Annotated in this window: 12 protein-coding genes; 4 read left to right on the top strand and 8 right to left on the bottom strand. The window is 72.2% G+C overall.

Features of this window, described 5'->3' with window-relative positions; all coding sequences use genetic code 11:
- The first annotated feature begins 1 nt into the window (after position 1).
- Together ADK65_RS20290 and ADK65_RS20285 are read left to right on the top strand one after the other, a co-directional pair.
- Positions 2-1,153: a glycosyltransferase gene (locus ADK65_RS20290; protein WP_053671736.1), complete on the top strand. Its 1,152-nt coding sequence runs from the start codon at positions 2-4 to the stop codon at positions 1,151-1,153.
- A complete protein-coding gene (locus ADK65_RS20285; RefSeq protein WP_053671735.1) occupies positions 1,150-1,806 on the top strand; it encodes a hypothetical protein in 657 nt (218 codons plus the stop codon). The genes ADK65_RS20290 and ADK65_RS20285 overlap by 4 nt, the downstream gene beginning before the upstream one ends.
- 53 nt (positions 1,807-1,859) lie before the next feature.
- On the opposite strand, the gene ADK65_RS20280 is transcribed toward ADK65_RS20285, so the two are convergent.
- Positions 1,860-3,167, bottom strand: coding sequence for a glycoside hydrolase family 26 protein (locus ADK65_RS20280; protein ID WP_053671734.1), 1,308 nt, complete (start codon positions 3,165-3,167; stop codon positions 1,860-1,862).
- Between the two features lie 167 nt (positions 3,168-3,334).
- Here ADK65_RS20280 and ADK65_RS20275 point away from each other — a divergent pair, with 167 nt between their 5' ends.
- Positions 3,335-4,585, top strand: coding sequence for a hypothetical protein (locus ADK65_RS20275; protein WP_053671733.1), 1,251 nt, complete (start codon positions 3,335-3,337; stop codon positions 4,583-4,585).
- The gene (locus ADK65_RS20270) at positions 4,585-5,853 is read left to right on the top strand and encodes an FAD-dependent oxidoreductase (protein WP_199825671.1); all 1,269 of its coding nucleotides are present in this window, start codon (positions 4,585-4,587) and stop codon (positions 5,851-5,853) included. Before ADK65_RS20275 ends, ADK65_RS20270 begins: the two co-directional genes overlap by 1 nt.
- Before the next feature lie 186 nt (positions 5,854-6,039).
- On the opposite strand, the gene ADK65_RS39800 is transcribed toward ADK65_RS20270, so the two are convergent.
- The 7 genes from ADK65_RS39800 to iolD form a co-directional block, all read right to left on the bottom strand.
- Positions 6,040-6,765, bottom strand: coding sequence for a chaplin (locus ADK65_RS39800; RefSeq protein WP_053671732.1), 726 nt, complete (start codon positions 6,763-6,765; stop codon positions 6,040-6,042).
- A gap of 408 nt (positions 6,766-7,173) precedes the next feature.
- Positions 7,174-8,040: an ABC transporter permease gene (locus ADK65_RS20260; RefSeq protein WP_053671731.1), complete on the bottom strand. Its 867-nt coding sequence runs from the start codon at positions 8,038-8,040 to the stop codon at positions 7,174-7,176.
- Positions 8,037-10,694 carry a CocE/NonD family hydrolase gene (locus tag ADK65_RS20255; RefSeq protein WP_053671730.1) on the bottom strand — a complete coding sequence of 886 codons (2,658 nt, stop codon included), beginning with the start codon at positions 10,692-10,694 and terminating at the stop codon, positions 8,037-8,039. Before ADK65_RS20255 ends, ADK65_RS20260 begins: the two co-directional genes overlap by 4 nt.
- A 381-nt stretch (positions 10,695-11,075) precedes the next feature.
- Positions 11,076-11,534: a hypothetical protein gene (locus tag ADK65_RS20250; RefSeq protein WP_159038810.1), complete on the bottom strand. Its 459-nt coding sequence runs from the start codon at positions 11,532-11,534 to the stop codon at positions 11,076-11,078.
- Positions 11,531-11,803, bottom strand: a complete 273-nt coding sequence (locus tag ADK65_RS20245) for a helix-turn-helix transcriptional regulator (protein ID WP_053671728.1) — start codon at positions 11,801-11,803, stop codon at positions 11,531-11,533. Before ADK65_RS20245 ends, ADK65_RS20250 begins: the two co-directional genes overlap by 4 nt.
- A gap of 111 nt (positions 11,804-11,914) precedes the next feature.
- Positions 11,915-13,417: a CoA-acylating methylmalonate-semialdehyde dehydrogenase gene (gene mmsA / locus ADK65_RS20240; protein ID WP_053671727.1), complete on the bottom strand. Its 1,503-nt coding sequence runs from the start codon at positions 13,415-13,417 to the stop codon at positions 11,915-11,917.
- 14 nt (positions 13,418-13,431) lie between these two features.
- Positions 13,432-15,315 (bottom strand): 3D-(3,5/4)-trihydroxycyclohexane-1,2-dione acylhydrolase (decyclizing), encoded by a 1,884-nt coding sequence (gene iolD / locus ADK65_RS20235; protein ID WP_053671726.1) that lies wholly within the window; start codon positions 15,313-15,315, stop codon positions 13,432-13,434.
- Positions 15,316-15,531: the final 216 nt, after the last annotated feature.

Genomic DNA, 15,531 nt, shown 5'->3' with positions numbered 1-15,531 from the left:
GATGAGGGCTCTGCACATCATCACCGGCCTCGGTGTCGGCGGGGCCGAGCAGCAGCTGCGGCTGCTGCTGCGTCATCTGCCCGTCGACTGCGACGTCGTGACGCTCACCAACCCCGGCGCGGTCGCCGAGGGCCTGACCGCCGACGGAGTCCGTGTCACGCATCTCGGCATGGGCGGCAACCGGGACCTGGCCGCCCTGCCGCGCCTGGTCCGGCTGATCCGCGCCGGCGGCTACGACCTGGTGCACACCCACCTCTACCGGGCTTGCGTCTACGGCCGTCTCGCCGCACGCCTGGCCGGGGTCCGGGCGGTCGTCGCCACCGAACACTCCCTGGGCGATTCCCAGATGGAGGGCCGCGACCTGACGGCAGGCGTGCGGGGGCTGTACCTCGCCAGTGAGCGGCTCGGTTCGGCGACGGTCGCCGTCTCCCCGACGGTGGCCGAGCGCCTGAAGCACTGGGGCGTGCCCGCGCCCCGTATCGAGGTCGTCCCGAACGGCATCGACCTCGACCGGTTCCGCTTCGACCCGGAGCGGCGCGCGCAGGCCCGCCGGTACTTCGGCCTGCCGGAGGACGCCTGGGTCGTGGGCGGAGTCGGCCGGCTCACCGCGGGGAAGCGGTTCGACGTCCTGGTCCGCGCGCTGGCCCTGCTGCCGGACGAGTGCCGGCTGCTGCTGGTGGGCGGCGGCCCCGAGGAGCACGCGCTGCGTCGCACGGCCCACGAGGCCGGCGTGGCCGAGCGCGTCGTCTTCACCGGCGAACGTCCCTACGTGCGCGACGACTCGCCGGGTCCGGACCTGCCGTCGCTCACCTCGGCGATGGACCTGCTGGCGTCCCCGTCCACGGAGGAGGCCTTCGGGCTGGCGGCCGTGGAGGCTCTGGCGGCCGGGCTGCCGGTGCTCTACGCCTCCTGCCCGGCCATCGAGGACGTGCGGCCGTCCGCCGCCGCCGGCGCCCGGTGTGTGCGCGGCGGTCCCGAGGCCTACGCCCGCGCGATGACCGAGGCCCGCGCGGCCGGCGCCCGGCCGCGCGGGGTCTCGGAGGTCGCCCGCCACTACAGCATCACCCACTGCGCGGCCCGTCTCACCGACGTGTACGCGACAGCGGTCTCCAGTTCGCCGTCCCTCTCACCTCTGGGAGCCACCTCCTCATGACCGACACTCCGCCCCGTCAGCACCGCCTGTCCCCGGCTCGTCTCAGGGGCCTTCCCCTGTGGTCCGTGCTGGCGGCGGGCACCGTCGTCGGGGGTCTGCTCGGCGGTTCCTACGGCGTGCTCACACCCTCCACGTACACGGCCACGAGCTACGTCATCGCCGTACCCACCGAGAAGTCCACGCCGGACGCCGCCCTCGGGTTCGCCCAGGCGTACGGCCGGGTCGCCACGCAGCTCGCGGTGCTCGGGGACGCTCAGGTGTACGCGGGCGTTCCGGTGCGCACCCTGCAGCACAGTGTGCGCACGGCGACGTCGCCGGACGCGCCGATGGTCGCCGTGTCGGCCACGTCCTCGCGCCCCGGCCTCGCCGTCGACATGGCCAACGCGGTCACCCGCTCGCTGACCCGCCACGCGGAGGACAGCAGTGACAGCACCCACGTGCGGCTCGTGCGGTTCTCCCGGGCGGTGGAGCCGCGCGAGCCGACGTCCGCGTCACCGGTGGTGACGGGTCTGGTGGGGGCGAGCGCCGGCGGTCTGCTGGGCGGCCTGGCCCTGCTGGCTCGGCCCCGCAAGAGCGGCCGGGACGCTGAGGGCGCCCCGGCCGCCTCGGTGCCCGGCCCGGCCGCCGCCGCCGATGTGCGCGGCAAGCGGTGACGACGGCGGGCCCGGTCCGGCACCGGGGAGCGGTGTCTCGCCGGGCCGGCGGATCACCACCAGTCGAAGCGCAGGCAGAGCTTTCCGCCGAGCCACTCCTCGACCCAGCTGCCCAGGTCCAGGGGCGTGCAGTCCGGGGGCGGCGTCGTGCCGGGCGGGGTCGGCTTCGGCGTGGGTGTGGGCGTGAGGGGCGGGGCCGCCTGGTCGCCGCGGCCGAACAGGGCGGACCGGTACACGTGGGAGGACTTCGGGTTGGCTCCGCACTGCCACACGCCGTGCGGGCAGTAGTCGGTCAGCGTGTTGTAGAGCGGCCTGTACTCGTCCATCCAGGCGAGCATGCGCCGCATGTACTCGGGATTGTCACCGTTGCGGAAGAGACCCCATTCCGGATAGGAAATGGGTTTGCCGTGAGCCTTCGCGAAATCCACATGGTGCTGCAGCCCGTAGGGCTCTTTCACCTGTTGATCGAACGACATTCCGTTCGGCTGATCGTAGGAATCCATGCCGATGACGTCGACCGTGTCGTCCCCCGGGTAGCACTTCGTCCAGGGAACGGCATCATGGCCACGGCTCGGCGTGAAATCGAATCGGAATTCCTGGCCCGGCACGGAACGCATGGTGGCGACGATCCTGTTCCAGTACTTCTTCCAGGCCTCCGGGTCCGGCCCACAGCGATGGGTGTACGTGGTGCCATTCATCTCCCAGCCGAGCACGATGACCGTGTCCGGCACCTTCAGCTCGACCAGCCGCTCGGCGAGGACACGGAAGTGGTGATCGAACTCCCCGGCCGCTCCGCGCCGCAGCAGCTGCCGGACCTCGTTGTCGGAGACGCCCTCCTCGTTGCGCTCCTGCATGGGGACGTTGAGGACGAGCATCCGGTCGGCCTTCTTGTTGCGCCAGTGCGCCCACACGTCCAGGAAGTCGGCGGCGCCCTCGATGTCCCGCCAGCGGTGTCCTGGCAGGTAGGTGTGGCCGACGCGGAGCTCCGTGCCGCCCAGCCAGTGGCTGAACAGCGGCATCCGCGCCACGCCACGGGCGTCGGACTTGAGGAAGACACCGAAGGCGGGGATCCCCTCACCGGCCGCCGCGGTGGTGGGGGCCGGTGCGGGTACCGGGAGCTGGGCGACGGCCGGAGGCGTCAGGGCCGGCGGTGTCGGCTCCGGGGGCGTGAGGGCCGGAGATGTCAGGGCCGAGGGCGTCGCGGCGGGGACCACGGGGGTCGGCGCCGGTGCCCCGGGCTCGGCGGCCTGCGCCACCCCCACCTCCGCCACGAGGACGGACGCCAGGGCGGCCGACGCGGCGACCGCTGCCGCGCCCAGGGTCAGCCGGCGGACCTTGGCCCGCCTGTGCCGTGGGGCCATGCCTGCTCCTTTGTTCGCTCTCGTCCGGAGTGCTGCCGCAATTGGTGTTATTGACGGGCAGTCATATTAGTGAGTCACAGAAAAGCCTGGAGCGCCAGTGCCGTTGCGGCTTTCGAGTGCCGGGCTCGCCCGTGCGGGTGAGCCGGTCGAAGAGAAAGAGAGAATTCGTGTCGCTGCTCGACATCCGCGTCCCCGCTGTTGTGCTGCGGATCGACCGGAATCCTTTCCACCACGGAACGCTGGGAGCGGTGCGCTCGCTCGGCAGGGCGGGAGTGGAGGTGCACGTCGTCGCTGACACCGCGGGAAGTCCCGTCGGAGCGTCACGCTACGTACGTCACATGCATCCGCCGCCGCCCCCGGGCGCGTCCGCGGAGGAGATCCTCGCCGTGCTGCGCCGCGTGGCCGACCGGATCGCGCGGCCCGCCGTCCTGGTCCCGATGGACGACGCGAGCGCCATCACCGTGGGGCGGGCACGGGACGAACTCACCTCCTCCTACCTGCTGCCGGAGCTGCCCGGCACCCTGGCCGAGCGCGTCGCCGACAAGGCGGAACTGGCCGCCGTGTGCGCGTCCGCCGAGGTCCCGCACCCGCAGACGCTGATCCCGGACAGTGCGGCCGGGGTCGACGATGCCCTGCGACGGCTCGGGCTGCCGCTGGTGGCGAAGTGGAGCCGCCCCTGGCTGCTGCCCACCGGCGGCGGGCTGCGCAGCACGGTGCTGGTGCGGTCCGCACCGCAGGCCCGGGAGCTCTTCCTGCGCACCGAGGAAGCGGGCAGCCGGCTGCTGCTCCAGGCATACCTGTCACCCGGGCCGGACCGGGACTGGTTCTTCCACGGGTACGCCGACCGCTCGGGCACCGTGCGCGCGGGCGGTCCCGGCCGCAAGCAGCTGGCCTGGCCGCGGGGGGCGGGCCTGACCGCGGTGGGCCGCTGGACTCCCAACACCCAGGTGCAGGCGCTGGCCGAGCGGCTCACCGGCGAGCTGGGTTACCGGGGCATCTTCGACCTCGACTTCCGCCGCTGCGGTGAGACGGGCCGTTACCACCTGCTCGACTTCAACCCGCGTGCCGGCGCCCAGTTCCGGCTCTTCGCCGACAGCACGGGCCTGGACGTCGTACGGGCCCTGCACCTGGACCTGACGGGCCGTTCGCTGCCGGACGGGGCTCCGATGGCCGGGCGGGAGTTCGTGGTGGAGAACTACGCGCCGATGGCGGCGCTGCGTGCGGCGCCGGGCGGGCGCGAACTGGCCTGGTACGCGGCGGACGACCGCTCCCCCGGACGGGTCATGTGGGCCCAGTGGTGCCGGCATGTGTCCCGCCGGCTGTACGAGCGGCTCGGCACGACGACGGTGCCGACGCCCCGGCGGATCCCCCGGGCGGCCTCGCCCTCCCTGACCGACAACGAGAAAGCGAGCAGTTGATGGTGTACGACCTTCTGGTGGTGGGCGCAGGCCCCTACGGTCTGTCGATCGCGTCCCACGCCGCGGCCGCCGGACTGAGCCTGCGCGTGTTCGGCCGTCCCATGGCGTCCTGGCGGGACAACATGCCCCGCGGCATGTTCCTGAAGTCGGAACCGTGGGCGTCCAACCTCTCCGACCCGGCCGGCCAGTGGCGTCTGGACGTCTACTGCGCGCAGCACGGACTGACGGCACGCCATGCGCAGCCGATCCCCGTCGAGGCGTTCGCGGAGTACGGCCTGTGGTTCGCGCGCAATGCCGTGCCGGAGGTGGACGAACGCACGGTGACCCGTGTGGCGGCCGGGCCGGGCGGTTTCACGGCGGTCACCGAGGACGGAGAGGAGGTGCAGGCGCGGACGGTGGCCCTGGCGGTCGGTGTGATGCCGTTCGTCGAGGTACCGCAGGCACTGCGCGGACTGCATCCCGCCCTGGTGACGCACAGCAGTCACCACAGCGACCTCGACCGCTTCCGTGACAAGGACGTCACGGTGATCGGTGGCGGGCAGGCGGCCCTGGAAACGGCGGCCCTGCTCGCCGAGCAGGGTACGAAGGTCCGGGTGCTGGCGCGGGCGGACCGGCTGGTGTGGAACGACGTGCCGCCGCCCTGGGAGCGCCCACTGTGGCGGTCGGTCCGCTCCCCGCACAGCGGCCTCGGCCCCGGGTGGAAGAACTGGTTCTACGCGGAGCGTCCCAACCTGTTCCGGCGACTGCCGGAGCCGACCCGGGCCCGCATCGCGACCACGGCGCTGGGGCCGGCGGGCGCGTGGTGGGTGCGGGACCGGGTGGAGGGCGTCGTGGAGCTGCTGCCGGGCCATGAGGTCACCGCGGCCTGTGCGGTGCCGGGCGGGGTGCGGCTGGACATGGCGAGCCGCACGGGTGCCCTGCGCAGCCTGGAGACCGAACACGTCATCGCCGCCACGGGGTTCCGGGCGCGTTGCGACCGGCTCGGCCTGCTCGCCCCGGAGCTGCGCGGGACACTGACGGCACTGCCGGACGGCTCCCCGGCGGTCGGGCGCAGCTTCGAGTCCTCCTGCCCCGGCCTGTTCTTCGCGGGTCTGGTGACGGCCTCGGGCTTCGGCCCGGCCATGCGGTTCGTGCAGGGCGCGTCGTTCACGGCGTCGACTCTCGTCCGCGGCGTACGCCGCCGGCTCGGGGCGATGCCGGTGGGCGGCGTCGTCCCCGCTCCGGTGGACGGCAGCCGGAGCGAGTCGCCGTCGCCCGTGCACCGCTGACGGGCGACTCACACGGTGGCAGGCGGGCCGCTGACGGCGACGGCGTCGTCGGCGGCCCGCTCTCGTGCCGGGAAGGCGGTCGGGCAAGCCGGTGCCGCAGGACGGCCGACACCCCCCGGACCGTGGTCGGCGGGGGGTGCGGGTGGTGCGGTCCGGGGCGGCCGTGCTCGGCCGCCCCGGGAAGGGTCAGCGGGACGAGGTGGCGCGGCCCCGGCGGTACATCAGCACTCCGCCCGCGATCAGGACGGCACTGGCGGCCGACGCCGCGGCCAGGGCCTCGCTGCCGGTCTCGGCCAGCTGGGGCACGCTGCTGGACTCTTCCTGCTCCGCCACTTCCTCGGTGACGGACGAGTCCTCGGTGTCCGGGGTGGTGGAACGCGGCTTCTCGCTGTCCGGCGGGAGGGAACCGTCCTTGGCCGGGGGCTTCGGCTTCTCCTCGTTCGACGGCTTGTCGTCGTCGCCGTGGCCGCCGTCGCGGGAGCCGTTCTCGCAGTCGTTCTCGAGCGCGTCGTTGAACAGCGCGCCCCCGTTGACGCTGTTGCCGCACACGTTCACGGGCACATCGAGCGGCACCTGCACGTTGTTCCCGGAACCCAGGCCGGGGGAATCCTTGACGATCGCCGACGCGTCCGCGTCCGCGTCGTGGCCCGAGTGGCCCGACGACTTGTGCGAGACGTTCCTGCAGGAGTTGCCGAACGCGGTGTTGAGCGCCGCGAGCACGTTGACGGTGTTGCCGCACACGTTGACCGGCACCTCGACCGGCACCTGCACGCTGTTCCCGGACAGCGCACCGGGAGAGTCCTTCGCCACTCCCGACGCGTCGGAGTCGGCGAGGGCGGGGCTGCCGTACAGGGACAGAATCCCCGTGGCGGCGGCCGCCGCGAACGCTCCCTTGCTCAGGGTCTGTCGCATTGCAGTTGTCCTCCTGCTTGAAGAATCGGGGCGGCCGGCCTCGGTGCGGGGGTCCACATCCAGGGCCGACGGTGCGGCGGCATGAACAGGTCGCAGCGCTGAACAGGAACCAGGCGTGTGGACTGCTGTCTCGCGGCACGGGGGCTGCGGAGGAAGCGTCTACTCGCCGTTGCCCTGCGCGACGGCCGGTCCGCCGGCGCGTGCCGGGACAGCGGCCGTCACCGGCACATCAAGGGCGGAAGCGGCGGCCGCCGCAGCGATCATGGCCTCCTTGAGCACTGCGCGTTCCTTTCTCGTGGCGCCGCATGCTCTACTGCCTCATCAACCCGGTGCAGAAGAATTGGTTCCGCAGGTTCACCCGGTTGGCCCGCGTCCCGTCCGGCGGAGCGGACGGGCGGTACGGGGCGTTCAGGAGACGACGTCCTTGCGGGCGAACCCGCGGAAGGCCAGGGCGAACAGCACGAGTGCGTAGGTGACGGAGACCGACGTGCCCTGGATCATGTCCGTCCACTCCAGCCGGGGCCGGACGGCGTCGAGCCAGGCGTACTGCCAGTGCGCGGGCAGGAAGTGGCGCCAGTCGCCGAGGGCCGTGACCTCGTCGAGGACGCTGCCGATGATGGTGAGGAACACCGCGCCGCCGACCGCGCCGAGCGGGGCGTCCGTCCGGGTCGAGAGGCAGAACGCGAGGGCGGCGGTGACCAGTTGGGACACCATGATGTACGCGACGACGATCAGCATGCGCTGGGCGGCGGTGCCGGTGGACAGGCTGCCGCCGGTGGGGAGTTCGAGCGGCCCCCAGCCGTAGGCGGCGGTGCCGGCGATCAGGGCGACGACCGGGAGCAGGACGAGCGCGGCGAGGCTGAGGGTGAGTCCGACCGCCAGCTTGGACCACAGCAGCCGGGCCCGGGGCACGGGGGCCGCGAGCAGATAGCGCAGGGACGACCAGCTCGCCTCGGAGGCGACGGTGTCGCCGCAGAACAGGGCGACGGGGATGACGAGCAGGAAGCCCGCGGCGGAGAAGAGGTTGACCGCGGCGAAGTTGACCCCGGACGCGGTCGCCGTGTCCATGAGGTTGACGCGGTTGTTGTTGCCGCCCGGATCACCACCGACCTGGAAGGCGATCAGCAGGATGATCGGCAGGGCGACCAGGACGCCGCCCATGACCAGGGTGCGCCGCCGTTTCAGCTGCCGGGCCAGCTCGACGCGGAAGGGCAGGGTGCGGCCCGCGCGGTAGCCGTCGGCGACCTCGGCGGGCGGCTCGGCGAGCGTGCTCATGCTTCGGCTCCGATCAGGGTGAGGAAGGCGTCCTCCAGGCGGCGGTGGGGACCGACCGAGCGCACCGCCACGTCCAGGCGGACGAGGTCGGCGACCAGGCGCTGCGGGGTGCCGTCGGCGTCGAGCTGGATGAGGAGGCCCTCGTCGGCGCGCACGGCCGAGGCGACGCCGGGCAGGGCGGCGACCTTTTCCACGACGGGCTCGTCCACGGGTGTGGCCGTGCCGACGAGGAGGGTGTCGCCCGAGCCGACGATGTCCTCGACGGGGCCCGCCTGGACGAGCTGCCCGTGGTCCATCACGACGAGGTGGGTGCAGGTCTGCTCGACTTCCGCGAGGAGGTGGCTGGAGACGATGACCGTGCGGCCGGCGGCGGCGTAGCGGATCATCACCTCGCGCATCTCGCGGATCTGGGGCGGGTCCAGGCCGTTGGTCGGTTCGTCGAGGATGAGCAGGTCGGGCAGGCCGAGCATGGCCTGGGCGATGGCGAGACGCTGGCGCATGCCCTGGGAGTAGGTGCGCACCGCCCGGGCGAGCGCGTCGCCGAGGCCCGCGATCTCCAGGGCCTCCTCCATGTGTGCGTCCTCGGCCGGGCGGCCCGTGGCGCGCCAGTACAGCTCCAGGTTCTCGCGGCCGGACAGGTGGGGCAGGAAGCCCGCGCCCTCGACGAAGGCGCCGACCCGGGACAGGACCGGGGCTCCGGGCGCGATGGCGTGGCCGAAGACGCGGATCTCGCCGCCGTCGGGCTTGATCAGGCCCATCAGCATGCGCAGGGTGGTCGTCTTGCCCGCTCCGTTGGGGCCGAGCAGGCCGAGGACCTGACCCTGCTCCACGCGGAAGGAGAGGTCCTTGACGGCGTACCGGTCGGTGGACTTGGCGTACCGCTTGGTCAGGTCCGTGATCTGGAGGGGGACTTCGGCCAGGGCCGGGTCCGGCGGGGCGGGTGCGGCGGTGCGGCGGCGGCCCGTGAGGATCAGCGCGAGCGCGATGCCCGCGCCGGCGAGCGGCAGCCACCACACCCAGGCGGGCAGCCCGTCCCGGGTGTCGCGCTGTCCGAGGGCCGAGGGGACCTTCAGGTCGCCGTCGAGGGAGACCGTGTACGTGGCGGGGGCGGCCGGGGAGGCGTAACCGAGGTCGGTGGAGGCGAGGACCAGGCGGAGCCGGTGGCCGTCGTCGATCTCGTGGTCGATCGCGGGGAGCGTGACGGTGACGTCCTTGCCGGCCTTGGCGCCTTCGACCCTGAGGGGGGTGACGAGCTGGGAGGGCAGCACCTGCTGGGTGCCGCCGCCGGGGCCGACGTCGTAGAGCTTCGCGAAGAGGACGGCGTCGTCGCTGGTGGACTTCACGTGCACGGTGGCGGTGGGCGAGCCGGTGATCTGGAGGTCCTCGCGCATCGGCGCGGACTCGAACGCGGCGAACTGGCCCGGGAAGTCGAGGGAGACGCCGATGCCGAGCGTGGAGAGCTGGCTGAGGCCGCCGGCGCCGCCGAGTCCGGGCAGGGCGGAGACGCCGGGCGGGCTGGCTCCGGGCGGGTTGTCGAAGCTCTGCTCGCGGCCGGCCAGGGAGACGGAACGCTGCTTGCTCTCCAGGCCGGGGTAACGGTCCGAGGTCACTCCGGTCAGGCGGGGTTCGCCGTCCCCGGAGCCCGTGCCGAGGGTGCGGGTGACGCGGAAGGCGGGGCCGGTGTCGGCGCCCTTGTCGCCCTTGAGGTAGCGGTCGAACCAGGAGGCCACGCGGCCTTCGACCCGGCCGGTCTCCATGTCGCCGCCGTCGTGGCCGCCGGCGATCCAGTCGACGTCGACGGGGGCGCCGTTGGCGCGGATCGTCTTCGCGGCCTGGTCGGCCTGGCCGAGCGGGAAGAGGGAGTCGGTCTGGCCCTGCATGAGCAGCGTCGGCACCTCGATGTTCCTGCCGACGGCGGACGGCGACCGCTCCTGAAGCAGCTTGCGCGCCTCGGCGTCCGGCTTGCCCGACTCGGCGACCCGCTCGTACATCCGGCACAGCGCGGGCTCGAACTTCTCGCAGCCGCCGCCGGAGTTGACGAAGATGCCGGCCCAGAGCTTCTTGAACACGCCGTTCGGGAAGAGGGCGTCGGCGAGGTTCCAGTAGGTGATCGCCGGGGCGATGGCGTCGACACGGTCGTCGTGGCCCGCCGCGAGCAGGGCGATGGCGCCGCCGTAGGAGGCGCCCGCCATGCCGACGCGGGGGTCGCCCTTCTTGTCGAGCTCGACCTGGGGCTGCTTCGCCAGCCAGTCGATGAGCTTCGAGACGTCGGCGACCTCACCCTCGGGATCGTTGAGGCCGATCTTCCCGCCGGACTTGCCGAAGCCGCGGGCCGACCAGGTCAGGACCGCGTAGCCGTCCCGGGCGAGGTCCTCGGCCTGCTGCCGTACGTCGTTCTTGCTGCCGCCGAAGCCGTGCCCGAGCAGGACGGCGGGGCGGCGGCGGTCTCCTCCGGAGGTGAAGAACGAGGTGTCGACGCGCACGCCTTCGCCGGTGGCCAGGAACCGGTCCTGGCGGTGGACCGGGGGCGTCTCGTCGTTCGCGACGGCCGTCCACGTGCCCGCCCCCGCGAGGACGACGACGGCGGCCCCGGCGGCGAGGAGCCTCCGGGGCCTCCGCAGCAGCCCGTGGAGTCCGGGCAGTCGAAGATCCATGCGTCAACCGTACGGGGTGAAGCTGTCGAACAGTTGTCGACCGCAGGTCGAACCGGCCCCCCTCCCAGAGGAGTACGGGGCGCCTCGGCATACCGCGAGCGCGGTACCCGCGCGCCGTTCACGACGCGCTCGGGGCGGCCGGGAGGCCCGTCCGGGCCGTGGAGAGGCAGAACATATGACTACCTTGACGGGGTGATGTGTTAACACAATACTTCGTTGGGCTAACGCATCGACCTAGAGGCATGGCATGCCAAGAACCCGAAGGAGCACCTCATGAGCACCGCCCTCTGGATCGCGATCGGTATCGCCCTGGTCGTCGCCGTCGTCGCGGGCGTCAAGAAGAACCGGGGCTGACCCGCCCGGCCGGCTCGCCCGGCCGGATCACTCGTCCTCGTCGGCTTGCTCGACGCCCTCGCCGGACATTCCCAGGAGGAGGGACGGTACGGCGGACGCCGTCAGCATGAGGGTCGTCAGCAGCGCGGGCATCCGCTCGATCATGTCGGGCTGGTTCTGGAAGACGACCATGAGCAGTACGACGACCATGCCGGCGCCGACCGCGCACTGGTAGCCGATGAAGGAGACCCGGTCGCGCAGCCCGCGTTCCCGTTCGTCCAGTCCTGCCCGGGGCCGCTCGGCCACACCGCGGGTCATGGAACGCAGCACGCCCCACAGCAACAGCCAGAGCGCGAAGGCCACGAGCCACCACGCGTCGGAGAACGCGTTGCCGTCCGAGATGAGTGACAGCACCACCATGGCCGGGCTCAGCGCGCAGAGGGAGAGCACCACAGGACGCAGGGGACTGCGCGCCGGATCCGCCCCGTCGGCACCGTCCCGGCTCACGAGCCGGCCTGCTTGTTGTACAGCTGGGCGGAGAGGGGGGCGAAGGGCTCGCGGTTGAAGATCGCCTCCACGGGAAGCTCGAACACGTCGCTGAGCCGGAACGCCAGGTCGAGACTCGGGAAGTAGTCACCCCGCTCGATGGCACCGATGGTCTGCGGGTGCACCTCCACCAGCGCGGCCAGCGCGACGCGGCTGAGCCCCCGCTCGGCGCGGAGCACCCTCAGCCGGTTGTAGATCCGCATTCCCTCGCGATGACTCACTGGGCTCATGGAAGGAACGTATGGGTAACACAACACTTCGTCAATGAACGGCAACAGCTCGGCGCAGAGCCGCGACGGCCCCTCCCCGCTGGTCCAGGGAGGGGCCGATGCCGATGCCGGTCAGTGGTTGCGCGGGAAGCCCAGGTCCACGCCCGCCGGGGCGTCGGCCGGGTCCGGCCAGCGGGTGGTGACGACCTTGCCGCGGGTGTAGAAGTGCGTGCCGTCGTTGCCGTAGATGTGGTGGTCGCCGAAGAGCGAGTCCTTCCAGCCGCCGAAGGAGTGGTAGCCGACGGGGACCGGGATCGGGACGTTCACGCCGACCATGCCGGCCTCGACCTCCAGCTGGAAGCGGCGGGCCGCGCCGCCGTCCCGGGTGAAGATCGCGGTGCCGTTGCCGAACGGGGAGGCGTTGATCAGGTCCAGGGCCTCCTCGTAGGTCTCGGTGCGCAGCACGGTCAGCACCGGGCCGAAGATCTCGTCCTGGTAGGCCTTCGCGGTCGTGGGCACCTTGTCGAGCAGCGAGATGCCGATCCAGTGGCCGTCCTCGAAACCGTCGACGGTGAAGCCGGTGCCGTCCAGGACGACCTCGCAGCCCTCGGCCGCGGCACCCTCGACGTAGGAGGCGACCTTGTCGCGGTGGACCTTGGTGATCAGCGGGCCCATCTCGGAGGCCGGGTCGTTGCCCGGGCCGATCTTGATCTTCTCGGCGCGCTCGCGGATCTTCTCCACCAGTTCGTCGCCGATCGAGCCCACGGCGACGACCGCGGAGATGGCCATGCAGCGCTCGCCCGCGGAGCCGTAGGCGGCGCTCACCGCTGCGTCGGCGGCCGCGTCGAGGTCGGCGTCCGGCAGCACCAGCATGTGGTTCTTGGCTCCGCCGAGGGCCTGGACGCGCTTGCCGTTGGCGGAGGCGGTGGTGTGGATGTAGCGGGCGATCGGGGTGGAGCCGACGAACGACACCGCCTTGACGTCCGGGTGCTCCAGCAGGCGGTCGACGGCCACCTTGTCACCGTGGACCACGTTGAAGACGCCGTCCGGCAGGCCGGCCTCCGCGAGCAGCTCGGCGATCTTGATCGAGGCCGACGGGTCCTTCTCGGACGGCTTCAGCACGAAGGTGTTGCCGCACGCGATGGCGAGGGGGAACATCCACATCGGCACCATCGCCGGGAAGTTGAACGGCGTGATGCCTGCGACGACGCCGAGCGGCTGACGGATGGAGGACACGTCGACGCGGCTGGCGACCTGCGTGGACAGCTCGCCCTTCAGCTGCACGCTGATGCCGCAGGCCAGGTCGACGATCTCCAGGCCGCGGGCGACCTCACCGAGGGCGTCGGAGTGGACCTTGCCGTGCTCGGCGGTGATCAGCTCGGCGATCGCGTCCCGGTTGGCGTCCAGCAGGGCGCGGAACGTGAACAGGATCGAGGTGCGCTGCGCCAGCGAGGACTGGCCCCAGGTCAGGTAGGCCTCCTTGGCGGCGGCGACCGCCGCGTCCACCTCGTCGACCGAGGCGAACGCGACCTTCGTCGTCACCTCGCCGGTCGCCGGATCCGTCACCGGCCCGTGCGTGCCCGAGGCGCCTTCGACGGTCTTGCCGCCGATCCAGTGGTTGACGATCTTCGTCATGGCCGGGAACTCCTTCACAGATGGCGGCGTCGGGTGGAGACGTGCCGTTCGTACAGCTCACGTGCCTTGACCGCGGACGGCCGTGTCGCGGTCTCGGCCACGGGTACATCCCACCAGGCCTGCGCGGGAGGCGCGCCCGACACTGTGTCTGCCGTTTGGGTCTCGACGTAGACACATGTGGGAGTGTCGGCGGCCCGGGCCTCGGCGAGGGCCTCGCGCAGGTCCCGCACGGTCTTCGCACGCAGGACGCGCATGCCGAGGCTGGCCGCGTTGGCGGCGAGGTCGACGGGCAGCGGCGCCCCGGTGTACGAGCCGTCCTCGGCCTGGAAGCGGTAGGCGGTGCCGAACCGCTCGCCGCCGACCGACTCGGACAGGCCGCCGATGGAGGCGTAGCCGTGGTTCTGGATGATCAGGACCTTGATCGCGATGCCCTCCTGCACGGCCGTCACGATCTCCGTCGGCATCATCAGATAGGTGCCGTCGCCGACCAGCGCCCACACGGGCCGGTCGGGGGCGGCCATCTTGACGCCGATGGCGGCCGGTATCTCGTAGCCCATGCAGGAGTAGCCGTACTCCAGGTGGTACTGGTCGTGCGACCGGGTCCGCCACAGTTTGTGCAGGTCGCCGGGGAGGGAGCCGGCGGCGTTGATCAGGATGTCCGAGGCGTCGGCGATCTCGTCCAGGGCGCCGAGGACCTGGGGCTGGGTCGGGCGGGTGTCGGGTTCATCCACCTCGTAGCAGGCGTCGACGCGCTGTTCCCAGCGCTCCTTGTCCTCGGTGTACTCCGTGGCGTACGGGTCGGCGACCCGGTACGCGTGCAGCCGGAGGGCGTCGGTGAGCTCCTGCAGGCCGCTGCGGGCGTCCGCGACCAACGGCTGCCCGGCGAGCTTGTGACCGTCGAAGGGCGCGATGTTGAGGTTGAGGAAGCGGACCTCCGGGTTGCCGAACAGCGTTCCGGAGGCGGTGGTGAAGTCGGTGTAGCGGGTGCCGACGCCGATCACCAGGTCGGCGGTGCGGGCGAGTTCGTCCGCGGTGGCGGTGCCGGTGTGGCCGACGCCGCCGACGTCCTGGGGGTGGTCGTGACGCAGGGAGCCCTTGCCCGCCTGGGTGGAGGCGACCGGGATGCCGGTCGCCTCGGCGAACTCGGCGAGGGCCTCCTCGGCGCGGCTGTGGTGGACGCCGCCACCCGCGATGACCAGGGGCCTCTTCGCCGAGCGGATGATCCCCACCGCCTCGGCCAGTTCCGTCGGGTCGGCGCCGGGACGCCGTACCGTCCACACGCGCTCGGCGAAGAACTCCTGCGGCCAGTCGTACGCCTCGGCCTGCACGTCCTGGGGCAGGGCGAGGGTGACGGCGCCGGTCTCGACGGGGTCGGTGAGCACGCGCATCGCGTTCAGCGCGGACGGGATCAGGGCCTCGGGCCGGGTGATCCGGTCGAAGTACCGGGAGACCGGGCGCAGGCAGTCGTTGACCGACACGTCGCCCGCGTACGGCACTTCGAGCTGCTGCAGGACGGGGTCGGCGGGGCGGGTCGCGAAGATGTCACCGGGCAGGAGCAGCACCGGCAGGTGGTTGATGGTCGCTAGGGCCGCGCCGGTGACGAGGTTGGTGGCGCCCGGGCCGATGGACGTCGTCACCGCGTGCGTGGACAGGCGGCCGGACTGGCGGGCGTAGCCGACCGCCGCATGCACCATGGCCTGTTCGTTGCGGCCCTGGAGGTACGGCATCTCCTCGGCGTGCTCGAGGAGCGCCTGGCCGATTCCGGCGACGTTGCCGTGGCCGAAGATGCCCCAGGTGGCGCCGATGAGCCGCTGCCGGACGCCGTCGCGTTCGGTGTACTGGACCGCCAGGAATCGCACGAGCGCCTGTGCGACGGTCAGTCGCGTCGTCGAGGTCATCGGTGTCCCTCCCTCTGGGTGGTCACGGATACGCGACGCCCGCACCGGGCGTTCACCGGGCGGGGCCGCGTTCGCCTCGCCGTCGAGACCTCCGGCGCGGGGCCGTAGCGGGCGGGGAGTTGTCGCTCGCTCTTCGCTCCTGCCAAAGCAAAGCGGCTTCCCGCGCCGGAGGCGATCTGGACCCGGGGCCTGCCCGGGAGGGGGAACGCTCGGTCT

The organism is Streptomyces sp. NRRL B-1140, assembly GCF_001280065.1.
In the GTDB taxonomy this organism is placed as follows: Bacteria; Actinomycetota; Actinomycetes; order Streptomycetales; family Streptomycetaceae; genus Streptomyces.
This window is presented reverse-complemented; position numbering and strand designations above follow the sequence as displayed.